This is a genomic window from Burkholderia sp. L27(2015) (genome assembly GCF_009765705.1).
Classification (GTDB): domain Bacteria; phylum Pseudomonadota; class Gammaproteobacteria; order Burkholderiales; family Burkholderiaceae; genus LMUX01.
In genome coordinates, this window is record NZ_LMUX01000017.1 from 607,270 (window position 1) to 625,290 (window position 18,021).

Sequence of the window (18,021 nt, forward strand, 5' to 3'; positions counted from 1 at the left end):
AGCATTCATGAAAAGCGCGAGCCGGGCGCACCGCCCCCGCCGTACCCCGCGAATGCCTCGGGCATGAAAGCCTTCACGTGGCTTGCCTACCCGATGAGTCTGCTGTTCGTGACCGCACTAATCGCCTTTGAGGGTCCGCTACACGCGGCACAACTGCTGCTTGCCGCGTTCGCATTTACCTGCGGTGCAGCTGCGGTATTCGGTATCGGCTATACCTTGTTGGCAGGCGCGTTGATCGGGCGTTTCTTCGCGCGATCGATATCGGAGCCCACCAGCTATCCGCCTGTCACGATCGTCAAGCCCTTGCACGGCGACGAGTGGGCGTTGCTGAGCAATCTGTCGAGCTTCTGTCAGCAGGACTATCCCGGGCCCGTGCAATTCCTGTTCGGCGTGCACGATGCGGCGGACCCGGCGATGCAGATCCTGGCCGAGTTGCGCCGGCTGCATCCGCTGGCTCATATCACGGTGGTGGCCGACCCGCGCCTGCACGGACCCAACCGGAAGATCAGCAACATCGTCAACATGTTGCCGCAGGCCCTCCATGATGTGCTGGTCTTTGCCGATAGCGACGTCAGCGTGGCGCCGACGTATCTGCGTAACATCATCGGCGAATTGCAGAAACCGGGCGTCGGCGTGGTCACCTGCGTCTATCGCGGCCTGCCCGGTCCGGGATTCTGGCCGCGCCTGTCAGCCAAAGCCACGAATTATCAGTTTCTTCCTGGCGTGGTGATGGGTCTCGCGCTCGGCCTGGCGCGCCCCTGCCTTGGGCAAACCATCGCGATGCGGCGTGCAACGCTCGACCGGATCGGCGGGTTCGTCCAGTTTGTGCATCATCTGGCAGAGGACTACGCGATCGGCGAAGCAGTCCGCCTGATCGGCGAGAAAGTGGTCATTCCTCCGCTCATCGTCTCGCACGCCTGTGTGGAAACCAGTGTCGCCAAGCTGATCTCGCACGAATTGCGCTGGAGCCGCACCGTACGGACCATCGCTCCGGTCTGCCATCTAGGCTCGGCACTGATCTATCCGCTTGCGTTTGCGTTGCTCGCGGTGTTGCTATCGGACGCGGCCACATGGTCATGCTCGCTCGTACTGGTGGCCATGTGCGCCCGATTTGCGCTGAAATGGTTGTCGGATCGCGCGTTGCGGCAACCGCGTCGCGACCTATGGCTGCTACCGATCTGGGATATTGTTTCGTTTGCTATCTTCGTTGCGAGTTTTTTTTCGACTCGGGTCATCTGGCGCGGCTTGAGCTTCAATGTGGATGGGAACGGGTTGCTGGATCCGATTCGCGACGAGTAATCCGGACGCATCAATAGGGTACTGACATGATGAAGCACCTGGGGCGCGTCGCCGCGTTGGCCGGATTACTGGCGGCACTCTGGCTGATCTGGAACGACAACCCGGTTGCCGTGCTGGCACTGATGCGCACGGCAGGCGCTGGGCTCATGCTGGCGGGGCTGCTCCATGTGCTGCCGATGCTGGCGAACGCCCGCGATTGGCAGACGTTGATTCGTGGCGCGCATCGCCCCAGTTTTTTCGCCATGCTGCGCTTGGTCTGGATCCGCGAATCGGTCAACAGCATGCTGCCCGTTGCACGCATCGGCGGCGAGATCGTTTCGTTCCGGCTCATGCGACGTTGGCAGGTACGGTCATCGACGGCGGTCGCCAGCCTCATCGTCGACATGCAACTCACGCTCATTAGCCAGTTGCTGTTCACGATGGTCGGCATCGGCTTCCTGCTGGCCCACGCGCAATCGAATGCGCTGCGCCTCGCCGATGATCTGGCGTGGGGCGTAGTGGCGCTTACCCCGTTGCTGGTGCTGTTTGCGCTTGTCCAGCACGCGAACCCGTTCGAACGGCTCACGCGCGTGCTCAACCGCGTGACGAGTGGCCAACTCGCTGCGCTGGCGGGCCGATCGGCGCAAATCGATCGGTCGATCAAATTGGTATGGCGGCGGCGCGGCGTGGTGTTGCGGTATCTGTTCTGGTGGCAGCCGTTGCAATGTTTTGCCACCGCGCTGGAGATCTGGGTGGCGCTCTATTTCCTGGGCGCGCGGGTGAGCTTTATCGAGGCGGTTGTGATCGAATCGTTGATCCAGGCCCTGAGCAGCGCGGCGTTTTTTGTGCCGGGAGGGCTGGGCGTGCAGGAGGGCGGCTTCATCCTGATCGGCGGCGCACTGGGCCTCGATCCGGCGACGTGTCTCGCGCTGGCCGGCGCGCGACGTATCCGGGACCTGCTGATTTTTGTTCCGGGATTGTTTGCTTGGCAAATCGCGGAGTCGTCGGGCAAGCAGCGCGGGCATATGATCGGCGTGCTGTAGGATCCGGCGCCCATGCGGTTGACACATGGAATTGTACCTATTACTATGTACGATATCTATCCGGTGTAGGCGAGCATCATGGGAAAGCGAGAAGAGATTATCGAGGCAACCAAGGCACTGCTTTGGGAAAAGGGATACGAAGCCACAAGTCCACGTGACATCCAGGCGATGAGCAATGCGGGCCAAGGAAGTTTTTATCACCACTTTCCGAGCAAGCAAGCGCTGGCACGGGTGGCGATCGAAGAAGTCGTTCGCGAACGGATCGGGGATTTCGAAGAAGCGATGTTGTTGGGTGGTCGACTCAAAGATCGGGTATCCACATTCATGGCACAGAATGATCAACCGCTGCAGGGCTGCCGAGTCGGTCGGCTGGTATGGGATTCGGCAATTCAGGAAGAAGAATTGCGCATACCGCTGGATTGGTATTTCCGGCATCTTGAAGAGCGATTAATCGAAATATTGAAAACTGAGCAGGCTACGCGCAAGGTGAAGCTCAACATGCCGGCGGCTCAGATAGCACTGGTGATTATGTCCGTGATTCAGGGAAGCTTTGCTGTAAGCCGGGCGATGAAGCGCTCGCGGGCGGAGGACGCTCGGACAGCTTTGCTGGCCTTTTTAGACGTCGCCATAACTGATCGTTGATATTTCCATCTTGGACATGACGATTCTTTGCAACCCATTGTTACTCATCTAATTCTATAAGGATACCGAAATAGGATCGCCGTCTCTGGAGCGGGAGATGTCGGTGTCTACTTCGGGGTTGGCCTTGTCAGGAGCGCGATCGATCGTCTTTTTTTCGGGTCCGGAATCGTGCAACTTTCTGACAATTTCCGCACGAGGACATGTCGCACCACCGGCGCCTGTGGGCTTTCGTTTTATCGCAAAACCACCGCGGACAATGGTCCCCTTCACACTTGCGGATGAGTCTGAAGTCGGCGCTTGCAAGCAGGTCTGCCGCAGCCACCGCAATCGGGATCAGCACTTGGGCAGCCGTGTCACCTGTATATCTTCTACAGATGATTAAGTTTCCCTCCCCGTCATGCGTCAGCTCGACGCGGTAGCTTCCGTTGGCCAGCTTATCGTTCAACCGTCCGATATCCACCGGCTCACCCGCCTTTCGTTGCACGAGCAACTCGCGTATAAGCTCGCGAAGCAACCGCGCCTCGCTCGTCAACGTACCTGGCTCTGCTTTAAATGTGAGTCCATCTTTCCAGAACCCCGCTTTGTGCAGCCAGAGAACCACATCTTCATCATCCTGGAAGACGTCAACTGACTGCTCGTTTCCTCGTATCACCGTGTTTAGAAATTCGAGCACCGCCTGGTGATCAGCAGCCGAAAAACCTCTTACCGCCATTGAATCTTCCTCAAGAAAGATGTGGTTCTTTGTACATCGGTCTCGTCCGCTCTTAAGTGAAATTTATTCAACGCATGACGAGGAAAACGCGAGATGGACCTGATCGAACAAGGGATCCTGCGTGTGACTAACCTAAGCCCGCTCAATCAAATCGGCGCCGCTGATTCGCTAACGGGTATCAAGGCCGCAAGCCCACGTATGTTCTATCTGTTATGACAGATCGATCGACGTCAAAAGCTTATTGACCGGCCAAACTGTACCTACTACTATGTACATATTATGCAGCGACGTGACCGAATCGTGAAGATTTGTCCACGCATTGCAGAACATCTAGCCCATCGCCGCAAAAGCGCTGGTTTTTTTACCAACGAATTGTACCATGTAGTATGTACACTTTACCATCTGATGTTTACAAGGAGATCTTCAAATGACCACCGTTGCGCCGCGCGGCAATAGAGACGCTCAGTTCTTCATTATCTTGCTTGCTTCAACGTTTTTAATGGGCTCGAGCTTTGTATCGGGAAAGATTCTGCTCGCGCAAGGCTTTCCCGCGATGTTGCTGGTCGGCTGGCGTTTTTTGATAGCCGCCTTGGCAACATTGCCACTGGTGCGGCTCGATAACCGCTCGATGCTCGCGGCGCTGATGCCTAAGGGAATGGGTATTCGCGATGTCGCGCTCGTGGTGGTCATCGGCCTCCTGCAAACGACTGCCGTTATGGGATTACTGTTTGTAGCAATGCGATCGATTTCGGCGTCGACGGCGGCGATCTTGTTGTTTACCAACCCTATTTGGGTCGCGGTGTTGGGTCGCATTTTCCTGGGTGAGTCCCTGCATGGTGCACGCGTGGCTGGCTTGGTGTTAGGTATCGTGGGCGTGGTGCTCGCCATCGGAATCGCAGGCCAAGGTCACGCTGCGGCCGGCAATATGACGGGTGAATTGATCGGACTGGCCTGCGCGTTGTGCTGGGCCGCGGCAACCATCATCAACAAACGAGCAAACCTGCCGCTGGGCTCGTGGGCGCTGAGCTTTTGGCAGATGCTGGTGGGCTCTATCGCTGTGCTCATCATGGCTTATGCGAGCGGCGAACATTGGCCGACAGTAACGACACACGCGCAATGGGGTTGGTTCGTATGGCTCGCGATTCCCGCTTCGACCGGCTCATTCGGATTATGGTTCGTTGCATTGAACAAGGGCGGCGCAACGAAGACCAGCGGATATCTTTTTCTGGCGCCTCTGTTTACCGTTGTGTTGTCTTTCTTCGTGCTCGGCACGTCACTCTCCTGGGCTCAGGCATTTGGGGGAGTATTGATTGGCGTCGCGCTGTGGCTGGTGAATCGAGACATGCCTGCTCGAAACGACAAGGAACGGTTGAGCGAAGCAACGGCCGAGGGTCAACCTTGATCACGAATTGCAGGTTCGAAGCCATCGAGGGGCAACAACAGCGGTGATTAAGAAAGGCGTGTGGAAGCACTGGACTAATCGGCTATAGCATTACCATCACGCCATTCGAAAAGACCCTCCCGCGACTGCGCGAGATCGCCCTTTTTATTGAACCTCAGCGTACCGATCGCTGTTTCAAAGGCGGTCTCGTGGATGTAATCGCTCAGGCCGCTTTCGCTTGAAGAACGATTATTTCGCAAGGTTTGAAGGAGAATCTGGGCACTGGCATAAGCATTCAACGTGAACCCCCCAGGCTCGCCACCCATTGCCTTTATACGCGCCACGGCCTTACTAGCGACGGGCGCGGTACTGTAGTCGCGATCGAATGTGAATAGCAGCCCGTCAGCCGCTGAGCCGGCTGTTGTCCAAACCAATTTATTGGCAGCACCATCGTTCGATACGAATTGACCATGGAAGCCAGCGGCACGCGCAGCACTCAACAACTGGCCGAACTGGCTTGCCTGATGTCCTCCGTAGAAAACGACCTGACTTTGACTTTCAATCAGTTTTTTGACGACATCGTGGATTTGATCCGGCGAGGCAATCCTGATCATCGGGTTTGCAACAATCCCTTTGTTCAGAAGAGCCGACCGCACCCGTCCCCCATGCCCCATCCCGGTGATATCGTCCTCTTGCACGATCGCTACCCGCCATCCCGGAAACCGCGTTGCAATCGTTGCCGCGGCGAGCGGTGCCTGGTCATCATCTCTGCCGGCGACACGAAATACGGTGGAAAGCCCACGCTCGGTAAAAGCGGAATTCGAAGACGCCGCCGACAGCATGGGGATCCCCGCCCGGGCATAGATATCCGATGCGGGCATGGACGCCACGGAACAGACATGTCCCAATACCGCGCGTGCACCCATCGCCACGAGGTGCTTGGCGATTTCGACGGCCTTGGCAGCATCGCAGCCGTCGTCGAGATATTCGGCATGCACACGCTCACTCGAGCGGTGTAACGATTTATCCTCGGCTATAGCGGCGTCCACTCCCACTCGAATCTGTGCGCCGAAATTGCTCAGGTTGCCACTGAATGGTGCGACTACATACAGAGTGTCATCTTGCGCTTGAGCGGAATGTGTCGAGGTCGTCCAACTGGCGCAGCCCCCCAACACGGCAAACAGCGAAAAGATCGATGCAAGATAAAAGCGCGTCATTCGGTGTTCCTCAGTCCAAGTCACTGCGGGATCAATAAGCCGGCCAGGTGTGCGTCAGTCGCGAAAGCGATAGACCACCTGGCCAGGTAAGCGCTACCGTCCTGCCGCCGTAGTCATTTTAAAAATGGCAGTTGCATTGCCGCTGTCGAAACCGAGGTCGAGCCGCTCGACGCCGTCGTTGCCTCGCGCACCTTTACGCTGGATAAACTCGCAAAACGAGCCCGGTACCGTATGTTCGATATAGCTGCTCGTAGCGCCCTTCAAACGTCGCGAAACACTATCTGCGAGCAAAGCCGTCTGCAACACGTTGCCGCTCGATGAAATCTCAACCTCCGGTTTGATCGCGTATCCCCCTTCGACCAGACTGGCATGCAAGGAAGTGACGTCGCTTACACGAATGGTTATATGGTTGAAGGTGTTGCCTTCTGTCGCGATCCAGCCCATCTCGGCGGATTCATCCAACAGCGAGGTGTAGTCCTCGAACTTCGGCAGCTCATGCTGACGATCAAAGCAACGCGCTACGCGCAAAACCACGTCCGCGGCATCATGAAACTCGAGCACCCCTCGGCTTTCAAGCGCGTCCAACTGGCTTTGCAGCTTGTCCGAAACCGGATCGTGGGAACTGGCAAAGGTATTGGTGACTGCCATTTGAAATGGCGCGGAGAAAAGCTCAGGCAAAATCTCGCTAACAAAAAACTGAGGAATTTGCTCGGGGAAGTCCATGTGCCGATATGACCGGCCCGTCATTTTCAACGCCGGCAGAGGATACTCCGCCGCAAACGCATAGCCCAACGGCTTTAACAGGCGGGTCACCGCCACCTCGCCACACGGCAACGCGCCCATTCCTTGGAGCTTCACCGTGCGTACGGCGCCATGATCCAGGACCAGCTTCTCGTGCCTGGGCTTGAATTCGTGCACATAGCGCTTAGCTGCGGGAACGCGCCGCAGCAGATCATGAAACAAAACCAGCGCCAGCGTTTGCGCGATGGTTGCGCGATCCGCCAGGCCTCGCACCGGCTTATCAAGAAGAGAGGCGTCGACGGCAACGTGTGCCATCACGTCGTTCGCATCTTCCTCGCCAACCACGTAGGTAAGTAATTGAAATACCGCGGATGTTTTCATTTTTTTTACTCGTACAGTCGAAGTTAAATAGATTGGGGGCGTTAGAGGGTGCTGCGCCCGACTGTCAGCCCACCGCAGACAAACAAGGTTTGCCCCGTGACATAACTTGCCGATTCGGAGGCGAAGAACGCGACGGCGCCCGCAACATCGGCAGGCGTTCCAAGTCGCCGTAACGGTATCGACTCGACCATGGCTTTCGTTTTTGGGCTATCGGGATCGTTATTCATCGCCCATAGCTCCGTGCCGATCTGTCCCGGTGCGATGCAATTCACCGTGACTTCGCTCGGCCCCAGTTCCATTGCCATCGTGCGCGTCAAACCTACGAGCGCGGCCTTCGATGCCGCGTATCCGGTGCGTCCGATCTTCCCAAGTAGCGCACCGCTTGCGATGTTGATCACGCGTCCGAATCGCTGCCGTCTCATCGAAGGGAGCAATGCCTGGATGGCCAGCACAGCCGCCTCGACGTTCACGCGCCATTGGTAACTCAACGCGTCCGCGGTAATGTCTGCAACGGACTCGACTGCCACGGCGCCGACGTTGTTGATCAGTATCGAAACGTCATGCGCGAGGCCGATACGGGAGAACACCGCTCTGCTGTTTTCCAGGTCATTCAGGTCACACTGGTGAAATTCGCCGGGAAAACTCGAAGGAACATGCCGGGCGATACCGATGACTTCGAAGCCGTCCTCGATCAATCGCCGTGTGATCGCAGCACCAATGCCGCGAGTCGCACCTGTCACTACCGCTTTCTTAACCATTGCCTACGCTCCTTTCTTCGTTCGCGGCGTGCCCCAGGTAAGCACCCGCCAGATCTATGCCTTGTGCCAACGTTGCAGGCGTGCCCTTCGCCACAATGCGACCGAGCTCCAGTACGTACACATAATCCGCCGCCTGCAATGCGCGGTTGACGCTCTGCTCGACGAGCAAGATGGTCATGCCTGAATTTTTCAGAGACGCAACGATGCGGAAAATCTCGTCAACGATAGAGGGCGCCAACCCCATGCTGGGTTCATCGAGAAGAAGCAGCTTGGGCTCGGCCATCAGCGCGCGGGCGATCGCCAGCATTTGCTGCTCGCCGCCGGACAAGAGGCCAGCCAATTGCTTGCGCCTTTCCCGCAGTCGTGGGAACAGCAGCAGCGTGCGCTCTAGCGCCGCGTTAAAGCGCGCTGTGGGCAGCCAAAAGCCACCGAGCCGAAGATTCTCCGCGACCGTCAAGTTGGGGAATACCTGTCGCCCCTCGGGAACCTGCGCTATTCCGCTTTTTGCAATGCTGGCGGCCGCCCTGCCCGTAATGACAACGCCATCACACCGGATCTCGCCGTCTCGGACCGGCACGAGCCCTGACAGGGAACGCATGATGGTGGATTTTCCCGCACCATTGGCTCCGATCATCGCGACCGTTTGCCCATGCTCAACGGAGAATGAGACGCCTCGAAGTGCCTCGACGGCACCATACGACACCTTCAGATCGGATACTTTAAGCATGCTCGGTGTCTCGATGTTCACTGCCCAGGTACGCCTCGATCACTGCCGGATTGCGGCATATCTCGTAAGGAGATCCGGATGCAATACGTTTGCCGAAATTCAGGACGGTGATGCGATCGCTCAACTTGTTGATGAACGGCATATCGTGTTCGACCACCAAGATCGCGATGCCCTGGTCTCGTATTGAGCTGATAAGGTCAGCCAGCGTTTCGCGCTCCGCATCATTCATGCCCGCTGCCGGTTCATCAAGCATCAGCAAACGCGGCTCGCCCGCGAGCGCTCTCGCTATCTCGAGCCTACGTTGCGCACCGTACGAAAGACTGAGTGCGGGAGCCAGTGCCGCGTCGGCGAGCCCCACCCGCTCAAGCAAAGCGTATGCGGCAGCCACGACCGAATGTTCTTCCCGCCGCGCAGCGGGAGACCCGATCGCCGCACCCAATACCCCACCCCGCCTCAAGCAAGTGGCGCCTAGCAGCACGTTTTCCAGCACCGACATCGATCCAAACAGTCTGATGTTCTGGAAGGTACGCATCATTCCGAGGCCCGAACGTAGACCCAAAGGTATCTTCGCGAGATCGCCAAACGGCTCGAACGACACCGTGCCTGAGCTCGGCTTTTGCACGCCCGAAATGATGTTGAACAGCGTGGTTTTGCCGGCGCCGTTGGGACCGATGAGAGCATGGACCTCGCCCTGCTTCACCGTGAACGACACGCCATCGAGAGCGGTGAGTCCCATGAAGCGCATGGAAATGTTATCGACGCTTAGCATTGCCGCGAATCCTGATGATTTTTAATGGAAATAAGCCCGAGGGAAGCAGCAGGACGACCAGTACGATGGCCAGCCCATTGATCATCGTGCGGAATTCGCTGAAACTGCTCAACAGCTCGGGCAGCAGTGTCAGCAGTACCGCGCCGAATATCGCGCCCAGCGGCGAAGCAACGCCACCCAGTACCACGAAGCTGAGAATGGCAACACTGGCGACAAACGAAAAATCATTGGGCGTTACCGTGCCCATGCTGTGCGCACCCGCGGCCCCCGCCAGCCCGGCGAGAGCCGCGGACGCCAGCACACTGATCAACTTGATGCGGCGTACGTCCACGCCCATCGCTTGAGCCGCAAGTTCATCCGTACGTACTGCTTCTACCGCTCGTCCCAGCCGCGAATGCATCGCGCAAACCAGGATCGCGGCGACCACGATGACCATCGCATACAGCGCCGTCAGCGGCAGCGATTGCGGAATGCCAGAGATGCCCAGCGCGCCGCCGAGTACATCGAAGTTAATCGCCAGCGAACGTATGACTTCGCCGAAAGCGATGGTGCCGATCGCCATGTACACGCCGGATAGACGCAGCATCGGCTGCACCAGCAGCAGCGCTACCAGTAAAGCCAGCAAGGCCCCGGCCGGCATGGAAATCCACAGCGGCATGCCCAGCGTCGTGGTCAGCACAGCGCTGCAATACGCGCCTATTGCCATGAAGCCCACTTGGCCAAGAAACAGTTGTCCTGTTGCCAGTACGCAGTACATCGCCAACGCCAACAGGCTGTTGATCGCAACCTGGGAAAGTACAGTCTGGTAAGTCCAGAGAAAATTCGCGATGAAGTCGCTCATGTCAGACTCTCCGTGCTGTGGACGTAGGCAGCAAGCCCTGAGGCAAGACCCACAGCGTTGCGAGCAATAGCGCGAATGTCACCGCGTCGCGATAAGCGGACGAGATATAAGCGGTAGTCAGAATCTCGATGATGCCCAGCAGCATGCCGGCAGCCAGGGCCCCGGGCATGCTGCCCAGGCCGCCGATGACCACGACGGCAAACCCTTGCAGCATCATCGTCTCGCCCATGAACGGCTGAACGGCGTTGAAGTTCAGTCCTATCAGCGTACCCGCGACGGCGGCGAGCGAACCGCCGATAAATGAAACCAGTGCGGTGGTGCGAAATGGCGACAGCCCGACCAGCAAGGCCGCTGTCTCGTGATCGCCCACCCCGCGCACGGCGACACCCCAGCGGGTCTTCTTGAGAAACCAGAACAGGGCTGCCACCACGATCAAAACGATGCCGACGATCGTGATCTGCAAAACACTGATCGATACGCTACCAAGAGAGAGCACCGTCTCGCTGCTGAACCCGGACGGGTAGCGCATCGGTTCAGCGCCGAAGAACCGCGTCAGCAAGGCATACAGAAACAAGGACATGCCCATCGTCGCGAGCAATGACGCCAGGTAACGCTCCTTGCGGCGGCGCAACGGCGTCACGATAAGCGCATCGAGGCCGATCGCGGCGACGCCGGTCACGACCGCGGAAAGCGCGATCGAGGCGATTAATCCCAAACCGAGCGACTGGGCCGCCCACAACGATACATAAGCGCCCAACGCAAAGAAGACGCCGTACATCAAGTTGATGACGTGCAAGACACCAAAAATTATCGTAAAGCCGAGCGAGAACAGCGAATAGATCGCGCCGAGCACAATGCCATTCACGAGTTGTTGAGCAAACATCTCTGTACCTCAAATTCTAAATACCTCAATTTCCAAGAAGCGGGCACGATGCCACCCAGTCGGCAACACCGCGCACATCGGATCTACATAGGTTGGAAAGTGCCGCCCTTCACCTGCAGAGTCACCGCATTGCCGACCCCCGCGGGGTCGCGATTTGCGGCGAACGAGAAAGCGCCGAACAAGCCGGTAATGCGGATGCCGGCCAGCGTGTCGCGGATCGCGGTTGAGGTCTGATTGGGCGAGCCGGCGAGCGCCGCCGCAACCAGCATCATTCCCTGGTAGCCCTGCGCCGCATAGGTATCGGGGTCTTGCTGATACTTGGCTCGATAGCTCTTCACGAAACTGACGTTGTCGGCATCGGCCTTCCCCACATACCAGGGACTCGACACGATCACGCCCTCGGCAGAAGGCCCCGCCAGCGAAATCAAGTTGGGCGAATTGAAACCGTTGCCGCCGATAAACACGATGTTTTTCGGCAGACCGAGTTTGGCTGCCTGAGTCAAAATCGACGCACCGGTGTCCGGATAGGCGCCCGTGAAGATCGCATCGATATTCATCGACTTGACCTTGGTCAGTTGCGCGGAAAAATCCGTATCCTTCGTGGCAAACGACTCGACATCGACAATATCGATGCCCTGCTTGGCCGCCGCTTCCTTATAGATGGCATACGACTCGACCATATTCGGGTCGTCGTTCGCGTAAAAGATGGCAGCACGTTTGATCTTGTATTTGGCAGCGGCGCGAGCCACCGATAGCGGCAACAATTGACGCTCGGCCAGGGAAGTGCGGAAGACAAAAGGACATATGTCGGGAATCCCTTTGGCTGTCGCATTGACGGTCACCATCGGAATATCGCGCTGGCAGGCGATCGGGCCAGCGGCAAGCGCCTCGCTGCTCAGCGTCGGTCCAATGATCACTGCAACATGCTCCTGAGCAATCAGTCTGCGAAACGCATCGACCGCTTGCTCCTTATTGCCGCCGGTATCTTCGGTGATCAGCTTGACGGTGCCTACCCCCTTTATGCCGCCCGCGGCGTTGATCTGCTCGGCAGCCAGTTGTATGCCCTTGTACGTTTGTCCGCCGAATTTGGAATTCGGCCCCGTGAGCACCTGCACTACGCCAACCTTCACCTCCGCGGCACCGGCAAACGAGGTAACGCCCAGCAGCAGCGAAGTCGCTACCGCCAGTACTTTTATTTTGCACTGCTTCGTTCCCGTCATTATTGAATTCCCCCTATGGTTCATACGAAATCAAGGTCCGGCAGATCGCGATAGCCATGCGCCGGATGACGCCATGGATGGAGAGTAGGGAGACAAAAACACAGCAGCAAACAAAAGAACTGCGTCTTGATTGAAGGAAATTCAACTTGATTGGATTGCGCAGGCACCAGAAAAAAATACGCGTAAAAGGGCGCAAACGCACGGCCATAAATTTCAATCCGGGTTGAATAAAAATTTATTGAAGACCTGCCGGGTTCCTGAATAATGGTTATCACAAATGCGAACGAACCGGAGGTCCCATGTCCAAGTTCTACCCCGCCATCGATGGCCAATTCCAAGAATTCATCGAGGAACAGAAGATGTTCTTCACTGCAACGGCGCCCGCTTCGGGACGCATCAACGTGTCCCCAAAAGGGATGGATACCTTCCGCGTGCTCGGTCCGAACCGCGTTGCGTACATGGACCTGACCGGCAGCGGGAACGAGACCGCCGCGCATGTCGGCGAGAACGGCCGACTCACCATCATGTTCTGCAATTTCGGACGTCAGCCGATGATCATGCGGCTATTCACCACCGCGCATATCGTCATGAGCGGCGATGACGAATGGGACAGCCTGCTGGCACGGTTTCCGGCGCTACCGGGAACACGGCAGATCTTCGTCGCCGAGGTGCACCAGGTGCAAACGGCATGTGGCTTCGGGGTCCCCGAGTTCGACCTCAAACGCGAACGCCCAACGCTGCAGCAGTGGTCCGAAGCCAAGGGCGAAGAAGGAATGATGGAGTACTGGGCAGATAACAACATGGAAAGCATCGACGGCCTTCCGACTAACCTGAGGATAGATTCCTGATATGTACACTACTGACGACCTCGATCGCTTGCGCACGATCTCGACCGCAGCAATCTCCGACGCGTTGGACACGCTTAGTCGCAAGCAGTTGGTGATTCCTCCTCCTATTCGGCTACTGGCCGGCAAGCGCATTTTCGGTGCGGCGATCACAGTCATGATGGCGCCTACCGGAGAAAAGGCGCACCACAACGCAGCCATGCAAACGCTCGACGAATGCGAGGCGGGATCGGTGCTCGTCTTGGCAGGCGAGCCCGATCCCGTCGGGTGCGGGTTCGGTGCCCCCGAGATTGCGGTTGCCACGGCGCGAAAATTGGGCGGCCTGCTGACCGATTGCCCGGTACGTTACAGCGCCGCGCTTCCGGACTCTGTGGTCGGAGTCGCCGGCATGGGTTTGTCGCCTGCGAGCGGATTCGGCCGCATCAAAACGATGGCGCTTTGCAAGTCGTCCGTATGCTGCGGTGTCACGATCGAGACGGGTGACCTGATCGTCGGCGATTTCCTCGGCGTGGTTGTCGTACCGGCGAAGTACGTGCACCCCGTGGCGGAAATTGCCCATCTCTACGAGCAGCGCATCGAGCGCATGGCCGCCGACGCTTATGAGACGGGGTCAGTGCGTGAGGCAGTAAAACGTCATTGGAGCGTCTGACCGATGACGGCCGAATCTGTTATTCGAATGAGGTTTGTGGACGGCGAGGAAACGCACGTTTCATGCGGGGATTCGAGCACGATTTTCGATGCTGCACGTAATGCCGGCGTCGCGCTTGCGCATGATTGCCTCAACGGCACTTGCGGGACATGCCGCGGCACGCTGACGGCCGGAACCGTCGCGTACACGCTGGACGCCGATCAACTCGCTTTACCTAAGGGGGAACCTGAGGCGGTGCTGCTATGCCAAGCAAAGCCGACGTCGGCGGGTGTCGACCTGACGCTTCCCTATAGCCGCGCATCGCTGCTGCCGGAGAAGAAACGCAAGCTCAAGGTACTCAGTAAAACCCGCGTCAGCGAAACGGTCTGGGACGTCAGATGCAAAGCCGAAGGTCTGCGCATGTTCGACTTCCTGCCCGGCCAATACGTCAGGGTTACGCCGAACGGGCAAAACTTCACACGCGCTTACTCGCCCTACACGGTGCCCGGTACCGCCGAAATCGGATTTTTGATTCGCGAACTCGAAAACGGCGCCATGTCGCACTATCTGCGCGACCATCCCGTCGAAAACGATGTGTGGGCCGTGTCAGGTCCCTACGGCGTGTTCTATCGGCGCCATACGCATGCGCCGTCTCTGTATGTTGCCGGCGGTACAGGCTTGGCACCCGTGCTGTCGATGCTCAGCGCACAGCAAAAACTGGGCTCGTCCACGGGCCCCAAAAAAGTCGTGTTCGGCGTCACCCGCGCGAGCGATTTGTTCTACGTCGAAGAACTCAAGGCAATCGCCGAGGCGATGCCCGAGGTGTCGGTCGTCGTGACCGTAATGGAAGGTGCGACCGAGCCTTCGATCCGCCAGGCCAGCGTTGTCGACGTGCTAAGCGAAGCCGATTTCGCCGAACTGGGCCAGCATGGGGCCGCTTATTTGTGCGGACCTCCAGGCATGGTCAATGCCGTGCGAGAACGTGCCACCGGCTGGGCTATCGCCCAAAGCCGCATTTTTTCGGAAGAGTTTCTTCCCTCCTAGGACCCTATCTCCATGGCTCATAAAACCATAGTGTGCGCGGCACAAATTGCCCCGGTGTACATGAACCTCGCCGCCACAACTGACAAGATCGTCGCATCCATTCTGGACGCCGGCAAACTAGGCGCCAAGCTGGTGGTATTCCCGGAAACGGTACTGCCGGGCTACCCCTATTGGACGTTGATCCACGACCCGTTCAGCGCGCGTGGCCGATTTGCGCGCACGCTCTATGAGCAGGCGGTCCGGCTCGATTCGGAGGTTGTCGCGAGGCTGCGCCAGGCCGCAAGCGAAGCCGCCTGCGTGGTGTCGGTCGGAATCAACGAACTCGACGGCGGCACGATCTATAACAGCCAACTCTTGATCGACGCGGATGGCACGATCCTGGGCTGCCGCCGCAAGTTGGTGCCCACACACCATGAGCGGATTACATGGGGTCGCGGCGACGGATCGGACCTCGGCATCTATGAAACCGCCATCGGTAAAGTCGGGTCGCTGATCTGTTACGAACATACCAATCCCTTGTTCCGGTACGCGATTCAATCGCAAGGCGAGCAAATCCATATCGCGAATTGGCCGGGCGGTATGCCCTGGACAGACGATTTGATCGACGCTGCCGTCAGACTTTACGCGATCGAGTCGGCGGCGTTTGTGGTCAGCACCACCTCGGTATTTACGCCCGAGATGGCTCACTACCTCGGAGAGGAAGCGTCGCAACCCCTACGCCTGGGCGGCGGCGCTTCGGCCATCGTAGCTCCCGGAGGCAAGTATCTGGCACGAGCCGCACCTGATGAAGAGGTATTGCTGACGGCAGAACTCGACTTCGGCCTGATCGCCGATTGGAAACACATTATCGACGGCACCGGTCACTACGCGCGCCCTGATGTCGTCAAATTGCATATCAATCAAAGCAAGCAAAAAAACGTCGAAACCACGTTCAACCCTTTCTAGGCATCGCTATCCATAATGAGCAAAAAAGTTACCTTGTCGTTTGACGACGGTCCAAATCCCGAGTCCACTCACGCCGTACTCGATGTCTTGGCCGCCCATGGCATCAAGAGCAGTTTTTTCTCTATCTGCTCCAAGCTCGACGAGCCTGACGCCCGCGCGGCGGCTGCGCGTGCAGTGGAAGAAGGCCATTGGTACGGCAGCCATTCCCACTATCACAAGACGCCCATGGGCTGGATGGAGGACTTCAATCAGGCTATTGCCGAAATCGACCTCGGCTTCGACGCCTTGGGGGATTTGGCGACGCCGGAACGTATGTATCGGCCGTTTGGCTTCGGCGGTGTGCTCGACACCCGGCTTCTCAATCCGGTTGCGGTTCAGCATCTGCTCGATCGAGGTTACCGATGCGTTTTGTGGGATTTCACCCCACGTGAGTGGAATAACGCCGATTCCTGGGTAGAAATGTGCCTCGAGTATTGCGACCAGAAAGAATGGAGCTGCCTCGCGCTGCGCGACAGCGAGCAGACCATCGGCGATCGAATCGATGCCCTCGTCGTCGGACTCAAGAATAACGGCTACGAGATCGTCCAGGATTTTCCCGAGCATGTGGTGCCTATCGCCAACGGGAAGATCCTCCTGGACATCGCGGACTACGTTGCCACCAAATAGGCGCGCGATGATCTTCTCTATCTATCGCATCGACCGCGTGCAAGCCGCCGGCGGGCGCGACGCTCACCGCGCGGCTCATCTGGCCTACCTGAAGGGCTTTGAATCGGCGATCCTATGTGCTGGCGCGTTATGGTCGTCGGACGGTGTAGCGTGCGACGCTGGAGCGCCCGGCTCGCAGCCGCGGGAAATCGGCAGCCTGTACCTGGCCGAGTTCGATAGTCAGGAACAAGCCGAAGCATTCGCCTCGAATGATCCGTTCAATGTGGCAGGCTTGTTCGAAAGTGTCGAGGTAAGGCGTTTTCAGGCACGGATGGGCACGAAGAAAGATGCTTTCACGGGGTAACAAGGGTAACCGCGAGGCTAGCCCCGGGGCCAGCCCTGATTACGTCGGTTGCGGCGCGGCATCGGAAAACTCCTTTTGTATCCATTCCGAGAGCGCCGCAACACCGGGCGATGAGGCTCGCTGCTCCGATACCAAAAGGAAGTAGGTCCCGCTGATCACCTGCGCGCCATCGAAGGCGAGCGCCAAGCGCCCTTGCCTGACGTCTTCGGCCACGTCGGCCAGTCCTGCCAAAGCCACGCCCAAGCCTTCGACAGCGCCTTGCAAGGCTAACTCGCGGCTTTCGAACGTCAGCGTCCTCGCTTTGGTGGGGACCTGTGCGCCGGTCCCTCTTGCCCACATTTCCCATTCGGCCGGCTGCGATTCCACATTCAGCAAACGAAAATTGGCGATATCCGATGGCGACAGCGGTGAAGAACCGCGCATCAATCTAGGGCTGCAAACCGCGATCAGTTTTTCCGAGAACAGCATCAGTTCGCGGTAGCCGGCCCAATCAGTGTGACCGAAGCGAATCGCGCAATCCAACTCCTTCGCTGCGCGCGTAGCGCTGCCTTCCTGGCAAGACAAATGGATATCGACCTCCGGAAACAGCGTCTCGAACTTCACCAGATTGGGGATAAACCACCGGGATGCAAACGTTGCCGGCATGGAGATATTGACCGCACCGGCTTTCCTATTGCTTTTGAAGCCCGAAATGATGCTGCTGAGTTCGTCGAACACGTCGGTCAACAGCGGTAGCAGTTCTGCGCCGCGCTCCGTCAGCTCAAGCCCGCGACCAGTGCGATCGAACAACTTGGTATCGAGATCCTCTTCGAGAAGGCGAATTTGATGACTCACTCCCGACGCGGTGATGCATAACTCGTCCGCGGCGTCGGCAAGGTTCAAATGCGTTCCTGCAACTTGAAACGCACGCAGCGCCCGAAGAGAAGGCAGTCGGCTCATAGAGGTTCCAAAAAACGC

At 58.0% G+C, this 18,021-nt stretch carries 21 protein-coding genes; 11 read left to right on the forward strand and 10 right to left on the reverse strand.

The features are described 5' to 3' along the window. The first annotated feature begins 63 nt into the window (after positions 1-63). The 3 genes from hpnI to GSQ77_RS16285 all read left to right on the forward strand — a co-directional run bounded on the left by hpnI (position 64) and on the right by GSQ77_RS16285 (position 2,963). Entirely contained in the window at positions 64-1,299 is a 1,236-nt protein-coding gene (gene hpnI, locus GSQ77_RS16275; protein ID WP_158903761.1) for a bacteriohopanetetrol glucosamine biosynthesis glycosyltransferase HpnI, read from the forward strand. 26 nt (positions 1,300-1,325) lie between these two features. After that, entirely contained in the window at positions 1,326-2,321 is a 996-nt protein-coding gene (locus GSQ77_RS16280; protein ID WP_158903762.1) for a lysylphosphatidylglycerol synthase domain-containing protein, read from the forward strand. A 78-nt stretch (positions 2,322-2,399) separates the two neighbouring features. Then, complete coding sequence (locus GSQ77_RS16285) at positions 2,400-2,963, forward strand: TetR/AcrR family transcriptional regulator (RefSeq protein ID WP_158903763.1); 564 nt, start codon at positions 2,400-2,402, stop codon at positions 2,961-2,963. 127 nt (positions 2,964-3,090) lie between these two features. Here the strand turns inward: GSQ77_RS16285 and GSQ77_RS16290 are convergent, their stop codons facing one another. Continuing rightward, positions 3,091-3,675, reverse strand: coding sequence for an ABATE domain-containing protein (locus GSQ77_RS16290; RefSeq protein WP_158903764.1), 585 nt, complete (start codon positions 3,673-3,675; stop codon positions 3,091-3,093). Positions 3,676-3,768: 93 nt separating this feature from the next. Here GSQ77_RS16290 and GSQ77_RS29825 point away from each other — a divergent pair, with 93 nt between their 5' ends. Then, complete coding sequence (locus tag GSQ77_RS29825) at positions 3,769-3,891, forward strand: hypothetical protein (protein WP_301951160.1); 123 nt, start codon at positions 3,769-3,771, stop codon at positions 3,889-3,891. A gap of 211 nt (positions 3,892-4,102) precedes the next feature. Further along, positions 4,103-5,077, forward strand: coding sequence for a DMT family transporter (locus GSQ77_RS16295; protein ID WP_158903765.1), 975 nt, complete (start codon positions 4,103-4,105; stop codon positions 5,075-5,077). 74 nt (positions 5,078-5,151) lie between these two features. On the opposite strand, the gene GSQ77_RS16300 is transcribed toward GSQ77_RS16295, so the two are convergent. The 8 genes from GSQ77_RS16300 to GSQ77_RS16335 all read right to left on the reverse strand — a co-directional run bounded on the left by GSQ77_RS16300 (position 5,152) and on the right by GSQ77_RS16335 (position 12,593). After that, the gene (locus tag GSQ77_RS16300; RefSeq protein WP_158903766.1) at positions 5,152-6,273 is read right to left on the reverse strand and encodes a branched-chain amino acid ABC transporter substrate-binding protein; all 1,122 of its coding nucleotides are present in this window, start codon (positions 6,271-6,273) and stop codon (positions 5,152-5,154) included. A 93-nt stretch (positions 6,274-6,366) separates the two neighbouring features. After that, complete coding sequence (locus tag GSQ77_RS16305; RefSeq protein ID WP_254067651.1) at positions 6,367-7,395, reverse strand: DUF1338 family protein; 1,029 nt, start codon at positions 7,393-7,395, stop codon at positions 6,367-6,369. Between the two features lie 41 nt (positions 7,396-7,436). Further along, positions 7,437-8,153, reverse strand: coding sequence for an SDR family oxidoreductase (locus GSQ77_RS16310; RefSeq protein WP_158903767.1), 717 nt, complete (start codon positions 8,151-8,153; stop codon positions 7,437-7,439). Further along, positions 8,146-8,880, reverse strand: coding sequence for an ABC transporter ATP-binding protein (locus GSQ77_RS16315; RefSeq protein ID WP_158903768.1), 735 nt, complete (start codon positions 8,878-8,880; stop codon positions 8,146-8,148). The genes GSQ77_RS16310 and GSQ77_RS16315 overlap by 8 nt, the downstream gene beginning before the upstream one ends. Next, positions 8,873-9,649: an ABC transporter ATP-binding protein gene (locus GSQ77_RS16320; protein ID WP_158903769.1), complete on the reverse strand. Its 777-nt coding sequence runs from the start codon at positions 9,647-9,649 to the stop codon at positions 8,873-8,875. Before GSQ77_RS16320 ends, GSQ77_RS16315 begins: the two co-directional genes overlap by 8 nt. Further along, positions 9,633-10,490 (reverse strand): branched-chain amino acid ABC transporter permease, encoded by an 858-nt coding sequence (locus GSQ77_RS16325; RefSeq protein WP_158903770.1) that lies wholly within the window; start codon positions 10,488-10,490, stop codon positions 9,633-9,635. Before GSQ77_RS16325 ends, GSQ77_RS16320 begins: the two co-directional genes overlap by 17 nt. Before the next feature lies 1 nt (position 10,491). Next, positions 10,492-11,373 (reverse strand): branched-chain amino acid ABC transporter permease, encoded by an 882-nt coding sequence (locus GSQ77_RS16330; RefSeq protein WP_158903771.1) that lies wholly within the window; start codon positions 11,371-11,373, stop codon positions 10,492-10,494. Positions 11,374-11,456: 83 nt separating this feature from the next. Further along, positions 11,457-12,593 (reverse strand): ABC transporter substrate-binding protein, encoded by a 1,137-nt coding sequence (locus tag GSQ77_RS16335; RefSeq protein ID WP_158903772.1) that lies wholly within the window; start codon positions 12,591-12,593, stop codon positions 11,457-11,459. 299 nt (positions 12,594-12,892) lie between these two features. Between GSQ77_RS16335 and GSQ77_RS16340 the strand changes: the two genes are divergently transcribed. Genes GSQ77_RS16340 through GSQ77_RS16365 form a run of 6 tightly spaced genes read left to right on the forward strand, consistent with a single transcriptional unit; the run spans position 12,893 to position 17,064 of the window. Continuing rightward, positions 12,893-13,441, forward strand: coding sequence for a pyridoxamine 5'-phosphate oxidase family protein (locus tag GSQ77_RS16340; RefSeq protein WP_158903773.1), 549 nt, complete (start codon positions 12,893-12,895; stop codon positions 13,439-13,441). Position 13,442: 1 nt separating this feature from the next. Further along, positions 13,443-14,087, forward strand: coding sequence for an RraA family protein (locus GSQ77_RS16345; protein ID WP_158903774.1), 645 nt, complete (start codon positions 13,443-13,445; stop codon positions 14,085-14,087). Between the two features lie 3 nt (positions 14,088-14,090). Then, positions 14,091-15,110 carry a 2Fe-2S iron-sulfur cluster binding domain-containing protein gene (locus tag GSQ77_RS16350; protein WP_158903775.1) on the forward strand — a complete coding sequence of 340 codons (1,020 nt, stop codon included), beginning with the start codon at positions 14,091-14,093 and terminating at the stop codon, positions 15,108-15,110. A gap of 12 nt (positions 15,111-15,122) precedes the next feature. Continuing rightward, a complete protein-coding gene (locus GSQ77_RS16355) occupies positions 15,123-16,055 on the forward strand; it encodes a carbon-nitrogen hydrolase family protein (RefSeq protein ID WP_158903776.1) in 933 nt (310 codons plus the stop codon). Positions 16,056-16,070: 15 nt separating this feature from the next. Next, positions 16,071-16,721, forward strand: coding sequence for a polysaccharide deacetylase family protein (locus tag GSQ77_RS16360; RefSeq protein ID WP_158903777.1), 651 nt, complete (start codon positions 16,071-16,073; stop codon positions 16,719-16,721). 7 nt (positions 16,722-16,728) lie between these two features. Then, positions 16,729-17,064 (forward strand): YciI family protein, encoded by a 336-nt coding sequence (locus GSQ77_RS16365; protein ID WP_158903778.1) that lies wholly within the window; start codon positions 16,729-16,731, stop codon positions 17,062-17,064. Between the two features lie 39 nt (positions 17,065-17,103). Here GSQ77_RS16365 and GSQ77_RS16370 read toward each other — a convergent pair whose 3' ends face one another. Next, positions 17,104-18,003, reverse strand: a complete 900-nt coding sequence (locus GSQ77_RS16370; protein ID WP_158903779.1) for a LysR substrate-binding domain-containing protein — start codon at positions 18,001-18,003, stop codon at positions 17,104-17,106. Positions 18,004-18,021: the final 18 nt, after the last annotated feature.